The sequence below is a fragment of the Flectobacillus rivi genome (assembly GCF_030056655.1).
Lineage (GTDB): Bacteria > Bacteroidota > Bacteroidia > Cytophagales > Spirosomataceae > Flectobacillus > Flectobacillus rivi.
Window position 1 is genome coordinate 146,807 of sequence record NZ_JASHIE010000006.1, and the last position, 19,865, is coordinate 166,671.

Annotated in this window: 12 protein-coding genes; 5 read left to right on the forward strand and 7 right to left on the reverse strand. The window is 37.3% G+C overall.

Annotated elements, in window-relative coordinates; genetic code table 11:
* Nucleotides 1-438: 438 nt before the first annotated feature.
* On the reverse strand, nucleotides 439-2,391 hold the full coding sequence (locus tag QM481_RS10135; protein ID WP_283381662.1) for a helix-turn-helix domain-containing protein: 1,953 nt from the start codon (nucleotides 2,389-2,391) through the stop codon (nucleotides 439-441).
* A gap of 144 nt (nucleotides 2,392-2,535) precedes the next feature.
* Nucleotides 2,536-5,175 carry an alpha-L-rhamnosidase gene (locus QM481_RS10140; RefSeq protein WP_283381663.1) on the reverse strand — a complete coding sequence of 880 codons (2,640 nt, stop codon included), beginning with the start codon at nucleotides 5,173-5,175 and terminating at the stop codon, nucleotides 2,536-2,538.
* Between the two features lie 277 nt (nucleotides 5,176-5,452).
* On the opposite strand from QM481_RS10140, the gene QM481_RS10145 reads away from it, so the two are divergent.
* Entirely contained in the window at nucleotides 5,453-8,101 is a 2,649-nt protein-coding gene (locus QM481_RS10145; protein ID WP_283381664.1) for a glycoside hydrolase family 2 protein, read from the forward strand.
* Nucleotides 8,102-8,225: 124 nt separating this feature from the next.
* Here the strand turns inward: QM481_RS10145 and QM481_RS10150 are convergent, their stop codons facing one another.
* Nucleotides 8,226-8,636 carry a DUF983 domain-containing protein gene (locus tag QM481_RS10150; RefSeq protein ID WP_283381665.1) on the reverse strand — a complete coding sequence of 137 codons (411 nt, stop codon included), beginning with the start codon at nucleotides 8,634-8,636 and terminating at the stop codon, nucleotides 8,226-8,228.
* A gap of 203 nt (nucleotides 8,637-8,839) precedes the next feature.
* Nucleotides 8,840-9,715 carry an AraC family transcriptional regulator gene (locus QM481_RS10155; RefSeq protein WP_283381666.1) on the reverse strand — a complete coding sequence of 292 codons (876 nt, stop codon included), beginning with the start codon at nucleotides 9,713-9,715 and terminating at the stop codon, nucleotides 8,840-8,842.
* A gap of 320 nt (nucleotides 9,716-10,035) precedes the next feature.
* Between QM481_RS10155 and QM481_RS10160 the strand changes: the two genes are divergently transcribed.
* On the forward strand, nucleotides 10,036-11,322 hold the full coding sequence (locus QM481_RS10160) for an O-acetylhomoserine aminocarboxypropyltransferase/cysteine synthase family protein (protein WP_283381667.1): 1,287 nt from the start codon (nucleotides 10,036-10,038) through the stop codon (nucleotides 11,320-11,322).
* 218 nt (nucleotides 11,323-11,540) lie between these two features.
* On the opposite strand, the gene QM481_RS10165 is transcribed toward QM481_RS10160, so the two are convergent.
* Nucleotides 11,541-12,236, reverse strand: coding sequence for an NUDIX hydrolase (locus QM481_RS10165; protein ID WP_166551059.1), 696 nt, complete (start codon nucleotides 12,234-12,236; stop codon nucleotides 11,541-11,543).
* A gap of 228 nt (nucleotides 12,237-12,464) precedes the next feature.
* Between QM481_RS10165 and pyrE the strand changes: the two genes are divergently transcribed.
* Together pyrE and QM481_RS10175 are read left to right on the forward strand one after the other, a co-directional pair.
* Complete coding sequence (gene pyrE / locus QM481_RS10170; protein WP_166551058.1) at nucleotides 12,465-13,103, forward strand: orotate phosphoribosyltransferase; 639 nt, start codon at nucleotides 12,465-12,467, stop codon at nucleotides 13,101-13,103.
* 411 nt (nucleotides 13,104-13,514) lie between these two features.
* Nucleotides 13,515-15,317: a histidine kinase dimerization/phosphoacceptor domain -containing protein gene (locus QM481_RS10175; RefSeq protein ID WP_283381668.1), complete on the forward strand. Its 1,803-nt coding sequence runs from the start codon at nucleotides 13,515-13,517 to the stop codon at nucleotides 15,315-15,317.
* Here the strand turns inward: QM481_RS10175 and dprA are convergent.
* The gene (dprA, locus tag QM481_RS10180) at nucleotides 15,314-16,423 is read right to left on the reverse strand and encodes a DNA-processing protein DprA (RefSeq protein ID WP_283381669.1); all 1,110 of its coding nucleotides are present in this window, start codon (nucleotides 16,421-16,423) and stop codon (nucleotides 15,314-15,316) included. The two genes, QM481_RS10175 and dprA, sit on opposite strands and share 4 nt — an antisense overlap.
* Before the next feature lie 87 nt (nucleotides 16,424-16,510).
* On the reverse strand, nucleotides 16,511-16,861 hold the full coding sequence (locus tag QM481_RS10185; protein ID WP_283381670.1) for a MerR family transcriptional regulator: 351 nt from the start codon (nucleotides 16,859-16,861) through the stop codon (nucleotides 16,511-16,513).
* A gap of 361 nt (nucleotides 16,862-17,222) precedes the next feature.
* On the opposite strand from QM481_RS10185, the gene alaS reads away from it, so the two are divergent.
* Nucleotides 17,223-19,859, forward strand: a complete 2,637-nt coding sequence (gene alaS / locus QM481_RS10190; protein ID WP_166551054.1) for an alanine--tRNA ligase — start codon at nucleotides 17,223-17,225, stop codon at nucleotides 19,857-19,859.
* Nucleotides 19,860-19,865 lie beyond the last annotated feature (6 nt).

Genomic DNA, 19,865 nt, shown 5'->3' on the forward strand with positions numbered 1-19,865 from the left:
AATAGTTTTAGTTTATAAAAATGTATTTTCTCTAAGTGTGAGAAATTTTCAAATATTTTCTTACAAAAGTACTATGCCTTACTATCACAAGTCGTCCCACTTTATGTATTTTGTACTTTTTGAAGATTTATTTTAAAATAAAGTTTAACTTGTTGTATTTCAATCTTTTGTATAACTATTTAGGTATTCCACTTTATAAAATGGTACTTATTTTTGACATTTTTTTCTCATTTTTAGTTGAAAAAGACTGCAAAGGTACGGGATATATTTTTCAATATCGACTTAAAACAAAAAAGTGATGGAATTGTACAAATGGGATTGGAAGAAATAGGAAAAAATTAGAGAAGGAAATTTATTGATAGACTTGTAGAGATATATAAAAATAGAGACGCAAACATTGCGTCTCTAAAGAGGAATAAAAAGAACGTTTCCGATGAATTATTCTTCTGCTCGAGAGTCAAAGAAATATTCTCTTGGGCTTTGGGATGTCATTTTTTTGAAGGCACGATTGAAGGCAGTTTTTGAATTAAAGCCTACATCAAAAGCTATCGCCAACATGGTGAATTGTCTGTTGCGAGGGTCTTCAAAACGAATTTTAAATTCCTCAATTCTGTAGGAATTGATAAAGTCAAAAAAGTTTTTTTGATACGCCTCATTGATTACCTTCGAAAGTAAGTGTGGCGTTATTTTCAACATTCCTGCCAACTCATTTAGAGTAAGTCCCACATTGGTGTAAGGCTTTTCAGAGTTCATAAACTCATCAATTTTCTCCTTCCAGCTGGCAATCAGTTGTTCGTGATTAGCATCTTTTTCAATATCCAGAACAGGAGTTTCGTCTGCTTGTGGTGCTATTTCAGGTAAAACTTCAGGTAATTTAGGTGAAACCAATGCATTTTCTGTAGATACCTTATTCGGCAAAATATTGACCTGTGTAAGACTGGTTTTGGCAATTTTGAAAATCTCAGGTTGATGAATGGCAAAATACCCCAAGAAGTATGGAATTGCCGAAAATGCCAACCAAATAATATCAATACTCTTGTCGGCGAGTAAAACGGTGTCCCAGTCAAAAAATCGTTGCCCAAATACCAATAAACCCGTAAAAGCCCAAAGTACAAGACAAATGGCTTGAAGTATTAATACGGTATGCAAATAATCAGTATTTTGTTCGTTCGAGGCTTGATTAGGATATTGCTTATTGTATCCCTCCACTGTTTTCCAGTTGAGAAACCAATAGAAAAGATTGACAAACCAAGAAATTGTTCCTGCAAAGACCGAAACGATGTGAATGTCTTGCTCTTTGTTTAATAGCTTTATTAATAACTCTTTGGAATCCAGCAACATAAATGGCATGTATACCAATATTTGAACAATTGGTAAAACAAAATGTAGCCACCATTTTACTGGCATTTGCGGTGTTTTGAAAAGGAGTTTTTGTAGATAGAAATAGAATAATGGAGCATATAGAAACAACGCAAAATCAGGAATCAACAGTAGGCGACTATATTGCTCTGCTACTACTCTATATCCCATTAAGGTTTTCATAATCAGTACAATAGCTGTAAAGGCAATCGAAAGTAATAGCCATTGATTAGCTTTACGGTTGTAGTCTTGCATCGTTGGAATCGCCACCAACAGCAGAATACACTGAAAAGCTGAAAATAGAATTAATAAATCGTAAATCGAGTAAAAATTAAATGTACCCGTAAGGTCTTCCCAACCTTTTATATCTACTGGAATTTCTTCCAATCGAAAGTCACTTTTTCGATACAAAGTGCGGTTTGGACAAGCTTTACCGTTCTCTTGACCTTCTACTGTTTCCCAATTTCCCCTTGTAAATTTATACTCTAACTTTTCTAATTCAGTAGAAACAGTTACTCGATAAGTGCCATCAAACTGCTTTTGAAGCTTGTAACTTTCATTTCCCGGATCCCAATTATTGAAATTTCCAGAAATATAAATACTTGCGTCTTGTGGCGTGTTTTTAGGAAGGCTTTTGATGTAAAAACGATAGGTAGGACGAGCTTCCCATCCTTCGATTTGCAGGCTCAAAAGTTGTGGATTTTGTTCTTTCAGTCGATCATATATGCGATTCGGGCGGCTATGTCCTTGCGAGTCGCCCTCTACTTGTGTCCAGTAACCTTGGGTAAATTTGTATTCAAAATAGGAAAGTGTATCAGGAAGATTAATAGCGTAGGTGTCATTCCCAATAGCTTCTAACCGAAAATTGGGGTCGCCTGGAGACCAGTTATTGAAACTACAAGCAATGAAAATAGGAAGATTTTTTGAACGGTCCTGAGCTGGGATATGCACTTCAAATCTGATTTGTGCATAGAGCCAAGGACCTATCAAAAGTAGATATATAGTACTAAAAATAACTTTTTGAAACTTCATAATTATTGGTAATCAAAACAACACACCTAGCAGACTTGCACGAATAGAACAAAATTAGGGATTATTTTCATTCCATTGAGATGAATGCGTAGCACATTTTTCTAAGTCATTGCTAGGCGTGTTCAGAATATCTCTGCCCAATCTCTATTTTTCAATGAGTAAGGTATATTCACCAGCAGATAAAAGACCTACTTGTGGAGTCGAGATAGCTTTTTGATTAATGCTTTTCACCTTGTACCCTTCTGGTAATTGAACTTTAGCGGAGGCATTTGGTGGCACTACGATTTTATAAATTACGGTATTACCTTTTTGTTCCCATTCAGAGTGAATCAAACCTCTTGGGGATTCGAAATCCGCTGAGAATGTTGCTAAACCTTCAACAAAATTGGGTTTTAGAATAATGCTTTTAAAGCCAGCCCCTTGCTCATCTGGAAAAATTCCTGCTAATCCTTTGTATAGCCATGCACCAATCTCTCCAAACATAATGTGGTTCATCGAAATGTCCGATTTGGCGTCAATAGGCCAGTTTTCGTACAAACTTGTAGCGCCATTCACAATCCACCAGCCCCATGATGGGTAACTTTCTTGTGAAGCAACTTTGTAGGCAACCGAAGCATATCCATTTTCGCTCAAAGCGTTCAAAATGGCTTTTGTTCCCAACAAACCTACGTCTAAGTGATAATTGTCTTGGGCAACTCTGTCGGCTAGGTTTTTCGCTACTTTTGATTTCAATCCCTCAGGAACTAAACCCCAATAAAGCGGAACACTTAGTTCTGTCTGAACTCCCGCACCGTAAATGCCAGTTTGCTCGTTGAGATATTTCTGATTAAATGCCTTTTTGATTTTTTCGGCTAAAGCTGAATATTTGATATAATCTTCTTGGTTTCCTAGCAATTTGGCAGCTTTTGCCAAGATTGTTACATCCACAAAGTAATATGCCGTTGAGGTTAATTCCACAGGTGTTTTGGATTTGACAGGAACCCAATCGCCCAATCCCCAAGTGCATAGCCCGTTCGGACTGATATCTGTAATATGATCCACATATCGTTTGATGGGTTCATAAGAATCTTTTAACAGTTTGCTGTCTCCATAAAACAAATAAATATTCCAAGGGATAATGGCTATCGTACTAGTCCAATCTGGTCCGTTGCCCCATTCATAGCCCCAGCCTCCTGTAGGAATAATTGAAGGAAGCACACCATTTGGCTGTTGTTCGTCACGATGATCGGCGAGCCATTTTTCATAGATAGTTATTCCATCAAAATTATAAAGTCCTGTTTCGCTGGCAATATGGGCATCGCCTGTCCAGCCATTTTTTTCTCTTTGTGGGCAATCGGTTGGATAGCCAAAAAGGTTAGACAAATAGGAGCGATTAGTAGCAGCCCAGATTTTATTAAGGGTTGGGTTAGAGCTGGTGATTTTGCCAATAGCAGGTACATCTGAGTGCATAAAATAGCCTTTCACACTATTTTGCGTAAGCTCAATCGGTTCAGAACTATTGATTTCGATATATTGGAAACCTTTATAATTGAATTTTGGCGTAAAAGTCTCTTCTCCTTTGCCACTTAATATAAAAATATCAGTTTGAAAAGGGTCTTTATCGTCGGTTGGGCGATAATGTACATCAATGTTTGATTGGTCAACGTGTCCGTCTGGCAATATTCTTTCAGCATGCTTTAGCCTTATGACAGTTCCAGCGTTGCCTTTTACGGTTATGGAAGAAACGCCAGAGATATTTTCGCCTAAATCAAATACATAGTTTTGTTTTGAAAAAGTCTTTAAAGTTTTGCTCAAAATCTCATTTGTATGTCTAATCGGATGAAGCGCTTGGGCTACGATATGGGTAGAAGGTGCGGCACGATAAATGACATCTTTCCATGTTTTGTCATCGTAGTTGGGTAAATTCCATCCTGTTTTTTCTAATCTTGCATCATAATGCTCAGCAGTGTAGATACTGTTGAAGGTTACTGGGCTTTCTGAAGTTTTCCAATCTTTGCCAGAACTAATGGTTTCAACTGAGCCATCTTTGTAGGTAATACGGACATCCAAACAGAATGTCGGACGATTACGCCAAGGAGCTTTATCAAAAAACCAAACCGCTGTAGATTGGTGATTATACCAGCCATTGCCTAATAAAACACCTATGGCATTTTTCCCATGTTGTAAATGCTTGGTAACATCATACGTTACGTACAAGGTTCGTCTGTCAAAACGAGTGTACATGGGGTCGAGGCGATGATTGCCTACTCGTTGTCCGTTGATACTTAATTCATACAAGCCACCCACCGCAATATAGGCGCGAGCTGAAACAATTTCTTTTTTGGCTTCGAAGGCTTTTCTAAAATAAGGAGCATTTTTTTCTTCTTTGCCTTGGCTATCGCTTATCCAAGCACCTTTCCAATCTGAAGGATTCAATAAACCCATTTCGAAACTCGCAATCGCACTCAGTGTTTGATTGTTTTTGTCGATTAATTTCCAATAATATTTCTGGAAAGAGTGTAAGGGTTTTCCTGTATAAATGGCTAGTTGTTGTGAAGACGTAATTTGGCGCGATGTCCATGTATTATTACGCCCTTTTACCAGTGCTAGAGAGTCGGTATCGACACAAATTTTGACAGAGACAGGATTTTGCTTAGTGGTAAACTCCCAAGTAAAGCGTGGGGCTGTTTGGTCTATTCCCAAGGGATTTTCCAAGTATTCACAGCGAAGTTTTTGCGTTTGAGCCAATAAAGAAATACTGCTCAAAAGAATTCCAGCGCTGATGAGTGATAGAATACGTTTCATGATTATAGAATTGAGTGATTTTAAGAAAACAAGGTTTCATTTTTTCGGATAAAAAGTGTCATGTGTTAACATTAATAATCACCAAATGAATAGATTTTCCAGATAATTCAGGTTAATTACTTTTCTCGAATACCTATATTTGAAGTACTTCCTTGCCTTCGATGCTTAAGCTGTTTTTAGGTATATTTAATATTAAAATAATACTGAGAAAAATGCGTATCGAACCAAGGGAAGGGTTTCACTCTCAATAATTCCCAATTTTCTTAAATCTAAATGTATGTATTCTTTTAAACAAAAAATCAAACTTGCGCTTACGGCTTGTTTGCTATCAACGGGCATTTTGCCTGTAATAGCACAACAAAGTTATGAGCTAAATCAAGGCTGGAAATGTACCAAAGCAAACACTGTTCAAGCTTCGGGTACGCAGATTTCAAGTCCACAATTCGACCTTTCTGCTTGGAAACCTGCGGTAGTTCCGGGAACGGTTTTAACTACTCAGTTGGCCAACAAAGAAATTCCTGATCCATTTTACGGACTCAATAATGAGAAAATTCCAGATATATATCATGTCGGGAAAGAGTATTATACCTATTGGTTTGTAAAGGATTTTGAAGAAAAAAAGCCAGCATCAGGAGAAAAAGTCTGGTTGAAATTTAGAGGTATCAACTACTCTTGTGAAATCTTTGTCAATGGTCAGAAAGTCAATAAAGAGCCATTCGAAGGGATGTTTTTACGCAAAGTATTTGATATTACTAACTTGTTGGCAAGCAATGGCAAAAACCGCTTGGCAGTGATTGTATATCCTTCTAACTCCCCAGGAAATCCCAATGGTGGTCAAGGTGGTGATGGAACTATTGCCAAAAATGTAGCTATCCAATACACCGCAGGTTGGGACTGGATTCGTCCTATTCGTGACCGTAATACAGGTATTTGGGATAAAGTTCAAATTGAAAAAACTGGCTTGGTCAACCTCAAAGACCCACATGTTATCACGCTTGTATCGGGTGTTCGCACGCCAGAGGGCTTACAACAGCCAGCAACTGTAAAAACGACTGCAGAGTTGGAAAATACTAGCGATAGCCCTGTTTCGGGAGTTTTAAGTTTTAAGCTAAATGGACAAACTGTTTCTGAAAAACTTACATTACCAGCTAAATCGAGCAAAACTTATAAAATCAAAGACCTTATTGTAAACAATCCTAAACTTTGGTGGCCAGCGGGTTATGGTCCGCAAAATTTGTACGATGCAGAGTTTAGCTTTACGCCAAACGGTCAAAAAGTATCTGATTTTGAGAAATTACAAGTAGGTATTCGCGAAATTCAAACCTCATGGAATACAACAACCCAAAGTCGTCAGATTGCGGTAAATGGTCAAAAGATTTTTATCAAAGGGGGCAACTGGATTATTTCGGATGCTATGTTGCGCTTTTCAAAAGAACGCTATGACGCCGAAATTCGCTATCATAGAGATATGAACCTGAATTTGATTCGTATTTGGGGAGGAGCATTAGTAGAGCGTCCTGAGTTTTATGAAGCTTGTGACAAATACGGTTTATTGGTATTTCAAGATTTCTGGATGTCGGGTGACTGCAATGGTCGTTGGATTGATCCTATGAAAAAAGAAGACCAATGGACCCGCCGTAAATATCCAGACAATCACCCTTTGTTTTTGGAGTCGGCAGCGGATATGATTAAAATGGTACGCAATTTCCCTTCTTTGGCTATGTGGTGTGGAGGAAACGAAATTACGCCTCCAGAAGATATTTTGGTGCCATTGCGAGACAAAATTTTACCTGAACTAGACGGAACTCGTTGGTTTGTAGATTATTCTAATTCAGATGCGATGTCTTACAACTTTCTTGGTGGTAACGGCGACGGTCCTTATGGAATTCAACCTTTGGAGGTATTTTGGCAACAGCGTACTTTCCCATTCAACTCTGAAGTAGGTTCGGTAGGAACAGGGGATTATGAATCGTTGAAAAGATTTATTCCCGAAGAAAACTTGAAAGTTCCATATCATAATACTGGAACAAAGCCAGATACCGTTTGGACGTACCATACTTATACAGGCGTGGGATACAATCAGTTTATTGACCCTTATGGTAAACCAAAAGATATTAAGGATTTTGGTTTAAAGGCGCAGTTGGTAAACTACGACCAATATCGTGGTTTGATGGAAGGCTTTAGTGCGCATCAGTGGGATTGGTACACAGGGGTAATCATTTGGAAAACCCAAAACCCTTGGACTGCCATGCGTGGACAAATGTATGACTATTATCTTGACCCAAATGCTTGTTTGTATGGATTGCGTAGCGGTAGTGAATTGGTGCATATCATGGCAAATCCAATTGATGGTATGTTGATGATGGTCAATAATGATTTTACTGCAAAACGAAATTTGATGCTTGTGGCTACAGCTTATGACACTAAAGGTAATTCCAAACTTATAACCAAAGTATTTACCTATATTGAAGCGACATCCATTAAGAAGATTTTATCAGTTAAAAATATCTTGGATGAGTTAGGAGCTAAAGATGGTTCATTTCTTTCGTTGCAATTGCTAGACGAAAACCAAAAGATTGTAAGTGATAATTTCTATTGGTATCCTAATGCCGAAGGTAAATACTCAGGTTTACAAACCATGCCAACTGCCAATGTAGAGGTTGTTGCCAAACGCCTTTCAGGAGATAAAATAGAAGTAAGCTTGACGAATAAAGACGAAAAAACTATTGCATTCTTCAACCGAGTTTCATTAGTAAATAGTCAAAGTAAAGAGCGTATTTTACCAACCTTCTACGACGATAATTATGTTTCGATTACGCCAAAAACAACCAAGAAGGTAGTTTTAGAGGCAAAAGCAGGTACTCAACCAACTCAAATTTCTATTGAAGGCTGGAATTTACCTATCCGATATATAGACATAAAGTAAAACGAATGTAAACCCGAGTCCAAGACTTAGTCTTGGACTCATTTTTAAACTTAGAATCCTCAAAGTGAAAGATTTATGTCTTTACTTTGAGGATTCATTTTTGATATAACAAGGGAAAAGATTTCTATGCAGTTTGCTCTGGTTTGTATTTGACAAAACCAAATAGATGTAAAAATACGCTTCTCGACATTCTAAAATTGAATGGTACCGCAATCAAGGATACAATTGGAATAGGAATAATATAACCTAAAACCGATGGGTCGTTGAAGCCCCAATAAATTACGATACCCATAATCGCCAAAATCGCCACTGAAAAGCCATAACTCACAAACATAGCGCCGTACCAAAAACCAGGTTCTACTTCAAAATGTAGCCCACAAACAGGACAGTTATCGTACATCTCGTCAAATTTGTCAACGCGCCAGTTAGCATATTTAAACATTTTTCCTTGGCGACATTGCGGACAACGCATTTCTATCATCGCACGTGTTTTACTTCTTTCGACATCGAGTTTTATATTTTGATATTCGTTCATGACTAAAAATATTTATATGAAACAAAATTGTATTTATGTGCTTTAAGCTGTATGCCGTAGGCTTTAGATAGAAAATAATAAGTTAGTGGGCAAAATTAAATTATAAAGCTTTCGGCTTTCGGTAAAAATATATCTATTGTTACTAAAAAACGATTTAACACTCTTTGCCTTGTCCCTGTTGCCTTATGCCTTCAACAAAAAACTTAAATCTTCTTTCTAAACTCTTCTGGACTTGCCCCCACATGTTTTTTAAAAAACTTGGAGAAATATGAATTGTCCGCAAAATTGAGATAATAGGCAATTTCTGAAATACTCGTGTTTTTGTTGACCAATAATCTTTTTGCTTCCAATACAATTCTATTACGAATTACCTCGCCTGCTTGCATACCCAAATGCTCCTTACAAAGGGCGTTCAAATGATTAGGAGTAATATATAATAATTCTGCGTACTCCATAGGTAACTTTAGGGTAGTATGATGTTTTTCAATCAACTTTTGAAAATTCTTTAACAAGGTGTAATTGAACTGAGGAATATTTTTTGGCTTTTCAGTAATAGTTTGCTGGTCAATGGCAATAAACATTTGTATGAGCAAACTTTTTATCATGTCATGGGCAAAAGGTTGCTTTTGCTGTGCCTGTTCAAGGATTTCCTCAAAAAAGCCCTTCACTTTTTGATTAAGCGGAAAACTCAAATTAATGACACTATCTTGCGCAATATTGTTGAAAAATGAAAAGTTGGCTAAATATTCTGCCTTTAATAGAAAAGACTGGAAAAATTCTTCCGAAAAATTGACAACATATCCATCAATCGGTCCTTCAAAACTCCAACTATGCACCTGACCAGGTATCATAAAATAAATCTGATAAGGTTTTACATCAAAATTGCTAAAATCTACGGTATGAAAACCAGCACCTTGCGTAAAGAAAACCAAATGATAAAAACTATGTCGGTGTGCATGATGAAGGTTCTTGTGTCGCTCCAAATAGGCGCCAAACCTACTCACCAAAAAATCTTCATCTCTCGTTTCGGATAAAGTGCAAATATCTAAAATGGGAAAATTTATTTTTTTATCTGACATACTTTATATTGGCTTCGTTTGATGATGTCAAAGGTAGATGTTAAAAAAGAAATATATGTGGTGTGAAATGTAGTTTTAATGGTAATAATTACCGATTGGTTTATTTCTTATACTTATTGAGTGAAATTACTATTAAATATATTCTACTCTATAGATTTTGTAGTTTTGTAAATATATAGGTATATTTGATTGTGATTATTCTTTTAGGAAAAATGCATTAAACTAAAGAAACAAAACCTTGGCAATGCAGTAGATGTATTGTTGTTCCAATTACTTCTAAAACAGAAACCTATTGGCTTTGCCCTTAAAAACCCTTTGATATGAAATTTGAAACCCTCCAACTGCACGCAGGTCAGCAAGTAGACCCAACAACTAACTCAAGAGCAGTACCTATTTATCAAACAACTTCTTATTCGTTTAATAGTGCTGAACATGGCGCCAATCTTTTTGCTTTGAAGGAGTTTGGTAATATTTACACACGTATTATGAACCCAACCAACGATGTATTCGAGAAAAGAATTGCAGCGTTGGAAGGTGGTGTAGCGGCTTTGGCAGTTAGTTCAGGACATGCAGCGCAGTTCTTGGCGATTAATAACATCACAACAGCAGGAGATAACTTTGTTACGACCTCGTTTTTGTATGGCGGAACGTATAATCAGTTCAAAAATTCCTTCAAAAATATTGGTGTAGAGGCTCGCTTTGCTAATGGCGACGACGTATCGAGCTTTGAAAAATTGATTGATGATCGTACCAAATTGATTTATTTGGAAACCATCGGAAACCCAAGTTTTAGCGTTCCCGATTTTGAAGCATTTGCTGCTTTGGCGAACAAATACGAAATTCCATTGATTGTTGATAATACTTTTGGGGCAGGTGGTGCTATTGCCCAACCGCTCAAACATGGTGCGCACGTGGTGGTAGAATCTGCAACTAAGTGGATTGGCGGACACGGAACGTCGATGGGCGGAGTAATTGTCGATGGCGGTACATTTAACTGGGGTAATGGTAAATTTCCTCAATTTACAGAGCCTTCGCCGTCATATCATGGCTTGGTGCTCAATGATGTTTTCGGTATCGGTGGACCATTCGGCAATATTCAATATATCATTCGTGCTAGGGTAGAAGGCTTGCGCGATTGGGGTCCTTCACAAAGTCCATTCAACTCATTCTTATTAATACAAGGTTTAGAAACTTTGTCATTGCGTGTAGAAAGAATTGGTGAAAATGCTCAAAAGCTAGCTGAGTGGTTGTTGGCGCATCCAGAGGTGGAAGGTGTAAATTATCTTGGTTTGGAAAGTAGCCCATATCATGAGCTAGCGAAAAAATACTTGAATCGTAGTTTTGGGGGTGTTTTGTCATTTAAACTAAAAGGAGACAAAGCTCGTGCAGAAAAGTTTGTAAATAGTCTTCAGTTGATTAGTCATTTGGCGAATGTTGGCGATTCAAAAACCCTGATTATTCACCCAGCCTCGACTACGCACTCGCAATTGTCAGAGGCCGAACAATTAGCTGCTGGCGTAGAACCAACTTCACTACGTTTGTCTGTAGGAATTGAACATATCAACGATATTAAAGCAGATATTGAGCAAGCGTTGAAGACCGTCTGAGTTGTGAGTGATGAGTTGTGAATGATGAATTAGGGTTGTACGAAGGGTTATGAAAACTGTTTATTTCAGATTTCGGATATTGGATTTCGGAAGTGTAAGCCTCTATTATTTTGTAAAAAAAAAGGTATTTTACTATATTTCCGAAATCAGAAATCCCAAATCTGAAATTGTTTGAAATCCTTCGTACAGCTCTAATTGCCAACTCCAAACTCATCACTTTAAATCTCCCATTTGTCTTCGCCTTCGTAAAAATACCTTTTTACAACATAACGGATAGAAGAGTAAGAATTAATCAACGCCGTATGAACTTGCTTACGGTCCATCCATTCTAGTTTTTCGATATCTTCTTCAATTTGTGGTTTCATTTTAGAAGCATCTAAAATCTCCATCGAATACCATTTAGTTTGTTTGAGAATGTGTTCGTTTTTGTAAGTGTAAGTGTGAAAGGTTGTACAGATTTTTTCTTCCAAACGAACTTTTACATTACATTCTTCCTCCACTTCACGTACCGCACCATTTTTAGATTTTTCGCCTTTGTCGAGTTTACCTTTAGGCAAATCCCATTTTTTGAGACGATACATCAATAATAAATCTCCTTTTTCATTTCGCACTACACCACCTGCCGCTTTAATCACTTTGTATTGTGCTTTAATTTGCTCTTCAGTCAAATCTCTGTCGGCTGTTACCAATGTGATAGATTGAAAGTGTGGTAAATCGTGTTCTTTTAAAATCGTAAAAAGTTTATTGATTGTTGGTAAAATTACGTTTAATATCAAGACATGGCCATGCAATTTCTCAGGACGAATACTTTCAAGTTTTGCGTCTATCAAGTGTTCAAAATCTGTGGTTGTCAGAGACTTAGCTTTTTTTTGACTTATCACTTTGATAGGTCTGTCGTCAATGAAAATGATCATCTTAGTGAATAGATATCTTTAAATATTTGGTTCTGCGTAGCACGAGTTGAGCCACCTATATTGTTGCATTGTAAAAGCAAAATTACATTTTTGTTAGTAAAACATGCCCGACTCTTCCTATTTTTGCATAAAAGTTGAAAATCGGCAACCAAATTTGCCTTCTTTGCTTGAATACAATCTCAAAACAGACAAAGAAATCTCATCGCCCTATACAAATTCTGTAATCCAATGACACAAGCAACACTTGCACAAACTGTAGCCTCGATGCTACTGGACGTAAAAGCCGTAAGATTAAGCCCAGATAAGCCTTTCAAATGGGCTTCAGGTTGGAATTCTCCTATTTATTGTGATAACCGTATTACCCTTTCTCATGCAAAGGTACGTACTGCGATTCGTGACGGCTTGGCTGCTGCTGTAAAAGCATACTGGCCAGAGGTTGATATTATTGCTGGTGTAGCTACAGCAGGTATTGCGCAAGGTGCTTTGGTAGCTGATTTCTTAGATTTACCTTTCTGCTATGTACGCCCTGAGCCTAAAAAACACGGTATGGGCAACCAAATTGAAGGCGAAATCAAAGCTGGACAAAAAGTAGTATTAGTAGAGGACTTAGTGTCTACTGGCGGTAGCTCGTTGAAAGCCGCTGAAGCCTTACGTGATGCAGGAGCAAATGTATTGGGTATGGTGGCCATTTTTACGTATGGTTTCAACGTAGCAAGTCAAAACTTTGCAGAAAAAGGTTTGAAATTCTATACATTAAGCGACTACGAAACCTTGTTAGAGGAAGCTAAAAAGAAAAATTATGTTACAGAAAGTCAGATGATTACGCTTCAAGAGTGGCGTCATGATCCTGCTAACTGGAATATTTAATTCGATATAGTTTGGTTTTAACCAGCTCAAACAAAACGGTCGATAAACTCTATCGACCGTTCACTTTATTAAAAGAATCTCTAACTGCATTTAGGTTTAAAATTTCTAGCAGTAAATTTTACCTCTTTCTACACTCTTTAAGAGTTTGTTTACCATAGTTGTCTCCATAAGAATTGCTTTCATAACTCACTTTAGTTGAAATACACTATAGTTTTAATTTATATATCTTCATCAATTACCGTTGAATAAGAATGGATAGGTTTCTCAAATTCAGAGGCCTATTTTTAGGATTGTGTTGCCACATTTCGAAGAATACTGTTTTGTAAGTAAATCTCGTATAAGCCTAAACTCTGCTAGTATTAGCATTGTCAAAGAATCTGAAAACATCTTAAAGCTGACACACATTTTACCATGAATCATATAAAATCATTATTTGTATTCCTCTTACTATCATCCTTTTTTATTGGTGCGAAAGCCCAAAATTTGGAAAGTGCTCGTGAAAAATGGAACAAATTACCTTCAAATGAAAAAAGAGCCTTAGCCATATATCAATTTTGTAAGGAAGGTAACCTCGAAGATCAAGTAAAGTGTGACTTATTACAAGAGGCAATTAATCTCATTCCAGAAAACTCTGCCGATACCTTAGTGGGACATTTGTACTATAAGCTAGGACAAACCAATTATGGGCTAGAGGATTATGTAAAGTCTTTAGAAAATTTTAATACAGCGCTTCATAGATTTCAAGTCCAAAAAGATCTCTATTGGGTAGCAACGACCTATATTCAATTAGGTAATGTTTTTGAACGTCAAAATAGGTTGGATGAGGCAGAACGCATGTATGTATTGACCCAAAAAATAGGAAAGGATTTACATAATGACAAACTCATTGCTTATTCATACAATAGTTTAAGTATTATTTACGACAAAAGAGGTCAATCTCAAAAAGCCTTAGACTTGAGTCTCATAGGTTTAAAATACCTTAAATCCGCGAAGATGTCGGATGATTATCTTTCTGGATTAGTTAATATAGGTATACACTACAAAAATTTAGGACAATTTGATAAAGCAATTCAGATGTATGAAGAAGCTTTAAGCCTTGAAATAACTCAAAAAGATGTTTTTAGCTTAGCCGCCATTTACATAAATCTTGCATGGGCCTACAATGGCAAAAAATCCTACAAAGAAGGTATCAGTTCAGCGTTGAAGGGGATTGAATATGCCAATAATATTCCTGAAAGAAAATACTTTCAAGCAGATGCCTATGACGTTTTGGCAAAACTTTATGAAGGTGAAAAAAAATGGGATAAAGCCTATTTAGCCTACAAAAGCCACGTAGCCCTCAATGATAGTATCACCAATCTGGAAATCAAGTCGAAAGTGGTTGAACTAGAAGAACGCAATAAAACCATCGAGAAAGAAACTCAGATAAAGGAGCTAAACTACCAAAATAAAAATAAACAGAATATCATTTTTTTCGGGCTTGTCTTAATTGCCGTGTTGGTTCTTGCGGGTTTTTTACTTATTCGTAAAAACAGAATTATTCATCAAAACAACGATTTGTTGACAAGCCAAAATGCGAAAATTCAGGAGCAGTCAGACAAACTTGTATTGATGATGAAAGAACTTCATCACCGTGTCAAAAATAATTTGTCTATTGTGGCAAGTCTACTCAACCTTCAAACGTATGGGCTTACCGACCAAGATGCCATAAAAGCAGTGCAAACAGGTCAAAAGAGGGTCGAGGCAATGTCTTTGATTCACCAAAAATTATATCAGACAAGTCATACTACTGCGTTGAATATCAAAGAGTACATTACTGATTTGGTTGAAAATATTATGGAAAGTTATGGATATTCTCGCCAGAATTTCAATCTGTTACTAGATATAGAACAAACTGAAATTGATGTGGATTTAGCGATTCCTATCGGGTTGATTTTGAATGAATTGGTCACAAATTCGTTTAAATATGCCTATCAGCAAGTCCCTGATCCAACCTTGGAAATTAAATTCAAAACAGAAGGTGGTATCTATTTAAAAGTTAAAGATAATGGTGCTGGTATCGACATGGACAAATGGAATAGCAAAGGTCGTCGTTCTTTTGGAAAGCAACTTATCGTTTCATTGAGCAAACAAGTATCAGGACAATACAAAGTAGAAAATGACCGTGGTGCAGTGTTTGAACTTGCCATTATTCCAAATCAAGAGGCAGCTTAAGCCAAACAAAACTTTTTCCCCGGTAATGCTTTTACCAATCCTTGAAACTCCAAGTGTAAAAGGAGAGAAGCCAAACGAGCCATTACAATTTGAGATTGCCAACTAATTTCATCAATTTGTAATGGCCCTTTTTGGTGCAATAGTGCCAAAATTTGACTTTCCTCTGTACTTAATCCAGAAAAATCAATCGCCTTTGCCAAGGACTCATGGGTCTGTACCAAATCCCAGTTTAAAGATTCTACAATATCTTCTACCTGTGTATAAATCTGTGCTTTATTTTTTCTGATAAGTAAATTACAACCTTCCGAATGACTTTTGCCAAGCTGACCTGGCACTGCAAATACATCACGATGATAATTATTGGCAAATTCGGCCGTGATAAGGGCTCCACCCTTAATGGCAGCTTCTACTACAATCGTAGCATCGGACATACCTGCAATGATTCTATTTCTTCTAGGAAAATATGGCGCCTCTGGAATTACTCCAAAGGGGTGCTCAGACATAACGCCACCTAATTGCTGCATTTGTATAGCGGTTTGCTTGTGCTGACTAGGATATACCTTGTCTATTCCGTTAGCCATCACACCAATCGTTGGAATTTGATATTGTACGCTGGCTTTATGTGCGCAAATGTCAATACCATAAGCCAATCCACTGATGCAAACACAGTTGAAGGTTTTGAGTTGTGAAACAATCTGCTCTGTTACCACACGCCCGTAGTCGGTCATTTGACGAGTTCCTACAATGGCGATGCTTCGTTGAGGGTTTAATACCTCTGGATTACCTTTATAATACAAAATGCAGGGGGCATCATATAGAGATTTGAGTCTTTGAGGATAGTTTTTGTCTAAATAGAAAAGGATATGAACGTTTTCTTTCTCGGCTTGCTTTACAACAGCTTCAGCGAGTGTTAATACCTTTTGTTGGACAATATTTTGGGCAAGAACTTCTCCGATATTCGGAATTTTGAGAAGTTTAACTTTGGGGGATTTGAATACATTTTCGGCTGAGCCACAATAGCTTACCAATTGTTTGATTAAAATGTCTCCAATTTTGGGAATAAGTGACAGACCTACCTGATATACCTTTTCTGAGGTAAATTGCATAATGATGGTATAGAAAAAGATTAAATAACTCGGACCGAGTTTTCAAGGGTAGATTTTCAGGTGTGCTAGTGGTACTTTGTAATCAAATTATAACGAACTATCATCTCCCTGTTCGAGAGAATCTCTTACTTTTTTAAGAAAATCACGTAAGCCTACCAAAGTATCTACTACTTCTTGGTTGGCGTTTTTGCGAGCTCTCTTTTTTTCTAGGGCATTTTTGGCACCTTCAATGGTATGTCCTTCTTCTTCGATTAAAACAAAAATTTCTCGAATTTCCTTAATATCATCTTGTGTGTATTTTCTATCCCCAGCTCGATCACGCTTGGGATTTATCGTCGGGAAGTGATCCTGCCAATAACGTAATTTTGAAATATTTACGTTAAACATGCCTGCAACTTCTGATATGGAATAATAACGTTTAGTAAGATTCTGCTGCATAATATTCAAAAATCGAGAGAAACCTAGGACCTTATACTCTAAATAGTATGTGTTCTCCCAATCCAAAGTAAAAATTTTATTACAAAACTATGAGGGTGTTAGTTTTTAGTTGGCGGCTAAGTGTCTGATAATTAGCTATTAATAAAGTCGTAGTGTGTTGAAATTCGATAATTAGCTAAAATGATTTTTCAACATTATCGTTCTTGAGCCTGAAAACAACTAATTTTGCAAAAAAATGATTTTAAGCAAAGATAAAATTTTTATCGAAAAATCAGGAATCTATTTAGTACAAAAAAATATTTAGTGTAAGGAATGACATTTGTCAGTCATTTCAGCCCTAAACATAACCATATAATTACCAATGACTTCCAGAGAAATTAGAAAACAGTTCTTGGACTTTTTTGCATCGAAAGGTCACTTAATTGTTCCTTCAGCTCCATTAGTAGCCAAAAATGACCCAACCTTGATGTTCAACAACTCGGGTATGGCTCAGTTCAAAGATTTTTTCTTAGGTAACGGAACTCCGCCCTCAAAGCGTATTGCCGATACCCAAAAATGTTTGAGAGTTTCAGGAAAACACAATGACCTTGAAGATGTAGGCTTTGACACATACCACCATACGATGTTTGAAATGTTGGGTAACTGGTCATTTGGCGACTATTTCAAAAAAGAAGCCTTGGCTTGGTCATGGGAGTTATTGACAGAGGTGTACAAGTTACCAAAAGATCGTATCTACGTTTCGGTGTTCCAAGGTGATGAAAAAGATGGCGTGCCATTTGACCAAGAAGCATGGGATATTTGGAAGGCTATCGTTGGAGAAGAGCGCATTATTCTAGGAAATAAAAAGGATAACTTCTGGGAAATGGGTGAAACTGGTCCATGTGGTCCATGTTCAGAAATCCATATCGATTTACGTGATGCTGAAGAGGTTGCATTGAAATCAGGAAAAGAGCTAGTAAATGCAGACCACCCTCAGGTTGTTGAAATCTGGAATAACGTATTCATGCAATTTGAGCGTATGGCAGATGGTTCATTGGTCTCACTTCCTTCGAAGCACGTGGATACAGGAATGGGCTTTGAGCGTTTGTGTATGGCAATCCAAGGGAAACAATCGAACTACGATACTGACGTTTTCCAAGGTACGATCAAACTTATTGCTGACAAAGCTGGCAAAGTGTATGGTCAAGACAAGTGGACAGATATTTCGCTTCGTGTTATTGCTGACCACATTCGTGCTATCGCGTTTGCAATTGCCGATGGACAATTACCTTCAAACAACAAGGCTGGTTATGTAATTCGTCGTATTTTGCGTCGTGCGGTACGTTATGGCTATACTTATTTAGGATTCCGTGAGCCGTTTTTGCACTCGATTGTACCATTGTTGTCAGAACAATTTGACGGTGTTTTCCCAGAATTGATTTCTCAACAAGATTTTGTAGCAAAAGTTATTTTAGAAGAAGAAAACTCTTTCTTGCGTACACTTGAGAATGGTTTGAAATTATTAGATAAAATCACTGTTGATTTGAAAGCTAATAATCAAACAGTGATCAATGGTGAGCAAGTATTTGAGTTGAATGATACCTTCGGTTTCCCTGTTGACTTAACTGCCCTTATCGCTCGTGAAAATGGTTTGTCAATCGACGAAGAAGGATACAAAGCAGCCCTTCAAGCACAAAAAGAGCGTTCACGCAAGGATGCTTCTACTTCTGCTGAAGACTGGGTGATTTTACAAGAAGTAGATAAAATCGAATTTGTGGGTTATGATGAATTCGAAACGGTTTCTTCTGTAGTGAAATACCAAAAAGTTCAGAACAAACAAGGTACGCAATATAAAGTGGTTTTGGACAAAACGCCTTTCTATGCCGAATCAGGTGGTCAGGTTGGAGATAAAGGTACGATTAGTTTTGGTGGAGTTGCGATTGAAGTAGTAGATACCAAAAAAGAAAACGACCTTATCGTGCATTTTATCAGCGACAAGCGTTTTGAATCTTTGGTTTCTGACGAACCGGTAAAAGCAAGTATTGATTTAGCTCGTAGAAAGTTGACTAACAACAACCACACATCTACTCACTTGATGCAGGCAGCGCTTAAGCAAGTCTTGGGAAGTCACGTAAACCAAAAAGGTTCATTAGTAAATAACGAAATTTTACGTTTTGACTTCTCTCACTTCCAGAAAGTTACCGACGAAGAAATTGCTCAGGTTGAGGAGATTGTAAACCAAAAAATCCGTGAAAATATTCCTTTGGTAGAAGAACGTAATGTTCCTATTTCTGAAGCAACTTCACGTGGTGCTATGGCATTGTTTGGTGAAAAATATGGTGATTTCGTTCGAGTGATTACTTTCGATAAAAACTATTCGGTAGAACTTTGCGGTGGTACACACGTGCCTGCAACAGGTAATATTGGTTTGTTTAAGATTATCACTGAAACTTCAGTAGCAACGGGTGTTCGTCGTATTGAAGCGGTTACGTCAGAAAAAGCGTTCGAAATTCTTCGTGAACAAGAGGCTATTCTTGACCAGTTGAATCAATTGTTGAAAGCGCCAAAAGACTTAGTAAAAGCAGTGGCTTCGTTGTTGGAAGAGAAAAATGCTTTGGCGAAGAAAATCGAAGTATTTGAACAAGAAAAACTTCAAGCAACCAAAGAACGTTTGTTGAACAAAATCGTTTCTTACGGTAGCATCAACGCTATCACTGAAGTTGTTGAAGTTGGTTCGGCAGATGCTTTGAAACAATTGGCTTATGAATTAAAAGCAAAAGTGGGTGATTTGTATTGCGTATTAGGTGCTGAAATCGCTGGTAAGCCACAATTGGCAGTTATGATTGCTGATAATCTGGTAGCAGACAAAGGCTTAAATGCGGGACAAATTATTCGTGAATTGGCCAAAGAAGTGAAAGGAGGCGGCGGTGGTCAGCCATTCTTTGCAACAGCGGGTGGTTCGGACGTAAGTGGTTTGGCTAAAGCGATAGAAAAAGGTAAAACTTTTGTGAACGCATAAGCGTTT

What these genes read in the sequence shown, in the direction of transcription:
- QM481_RS10135 (WP_283381662.1), bottom strand. Translation starts at nt 2,391, where the DNA reads ATGAAGTTTCAAAAAGTTATTTTTAGTACTATATATCTACTTTTGATA.
- QM481_RS10140 (WP_283381663.1), bottom strand. Translation starts at nt 5,175, where the DNA reads ATGAAACGTATTCTATCACTCATCAGCGCTGGAATTCTTTTGAGCAGT.
- QM481_RS10145 (WP_283381664.1), top strand. Translation starts at nt 5,453, where the DNA reads ATGTATTCTTTTAAACAAAAAATCAAACTTGCGCTTACGGCTTGTTTG.
- QM481_RS10150 (WP_283381665.1), bottom strand. Translation starts at nt 8,636, where the DNA reads ATGAACGAATATCAAAATATAAAACTCGATGTCGAAAGAAGTAAAACA.
- QM481_RS10155 (WP_283381666.1), bottom strand. Translation starts at nt 9,715, where the DNA reads ATGTCAGATAAAAAAATAAATTTTCCCATTTTAGATATTTGCACTTTA.
- QM481_RS10160 (WP_283381667.1), top strand. Translation starts at nt 10,036, where the DNA reads ATGAAATTTGAAACCCTCCAACTGCACGCAGGTCAGCAAGTAGACCCA.
- QM481_RS10165 (WP_166551059.1), bottom strand. Translation starts at nt 12,236, where the DNA reads ATGATCATTTTCATTGACGACAGACCTATCAAAGTGATAAGTCAAAAA.
- pyrE (WP_166551058.1), top strand. Translation starts at nt 12,465, where the DNA reads ATGACACAAGCAACACTTGCACAAACTGTAGCCTCGATGCTACTGGAC.
- QM481_RS10175 (WP_283381668.1), top strand. Translation starts at nt 13,515, where the DNA reads ATGAATCATATAAAATCATTATTTGTATTCCTCTTACTATCATCCTTT.
- dprA (WP_283381669.1), bottom strand. Translation starts at nt 16,423, where the DNA reads ATGCAATTTACCTCAGAAAAGGTATATCAGGTAGGTCTGTCACTTATT.
- QM481_RS10185 (WP_283381670.1), bottom strand. Translation starts at nt 16,861, where the DNA reads ATGCAGCAGAATCTTACTAAACGTTATTATTCCATATCAGAAGTTGCA.
- alaS (WP_166551054.1), top strand. Translation starts at nt 17,223, where the DNA reads ATGACTTCCAGAGAAATTAGAAAACAGTTCTTGGACTTTTTTGCATCG.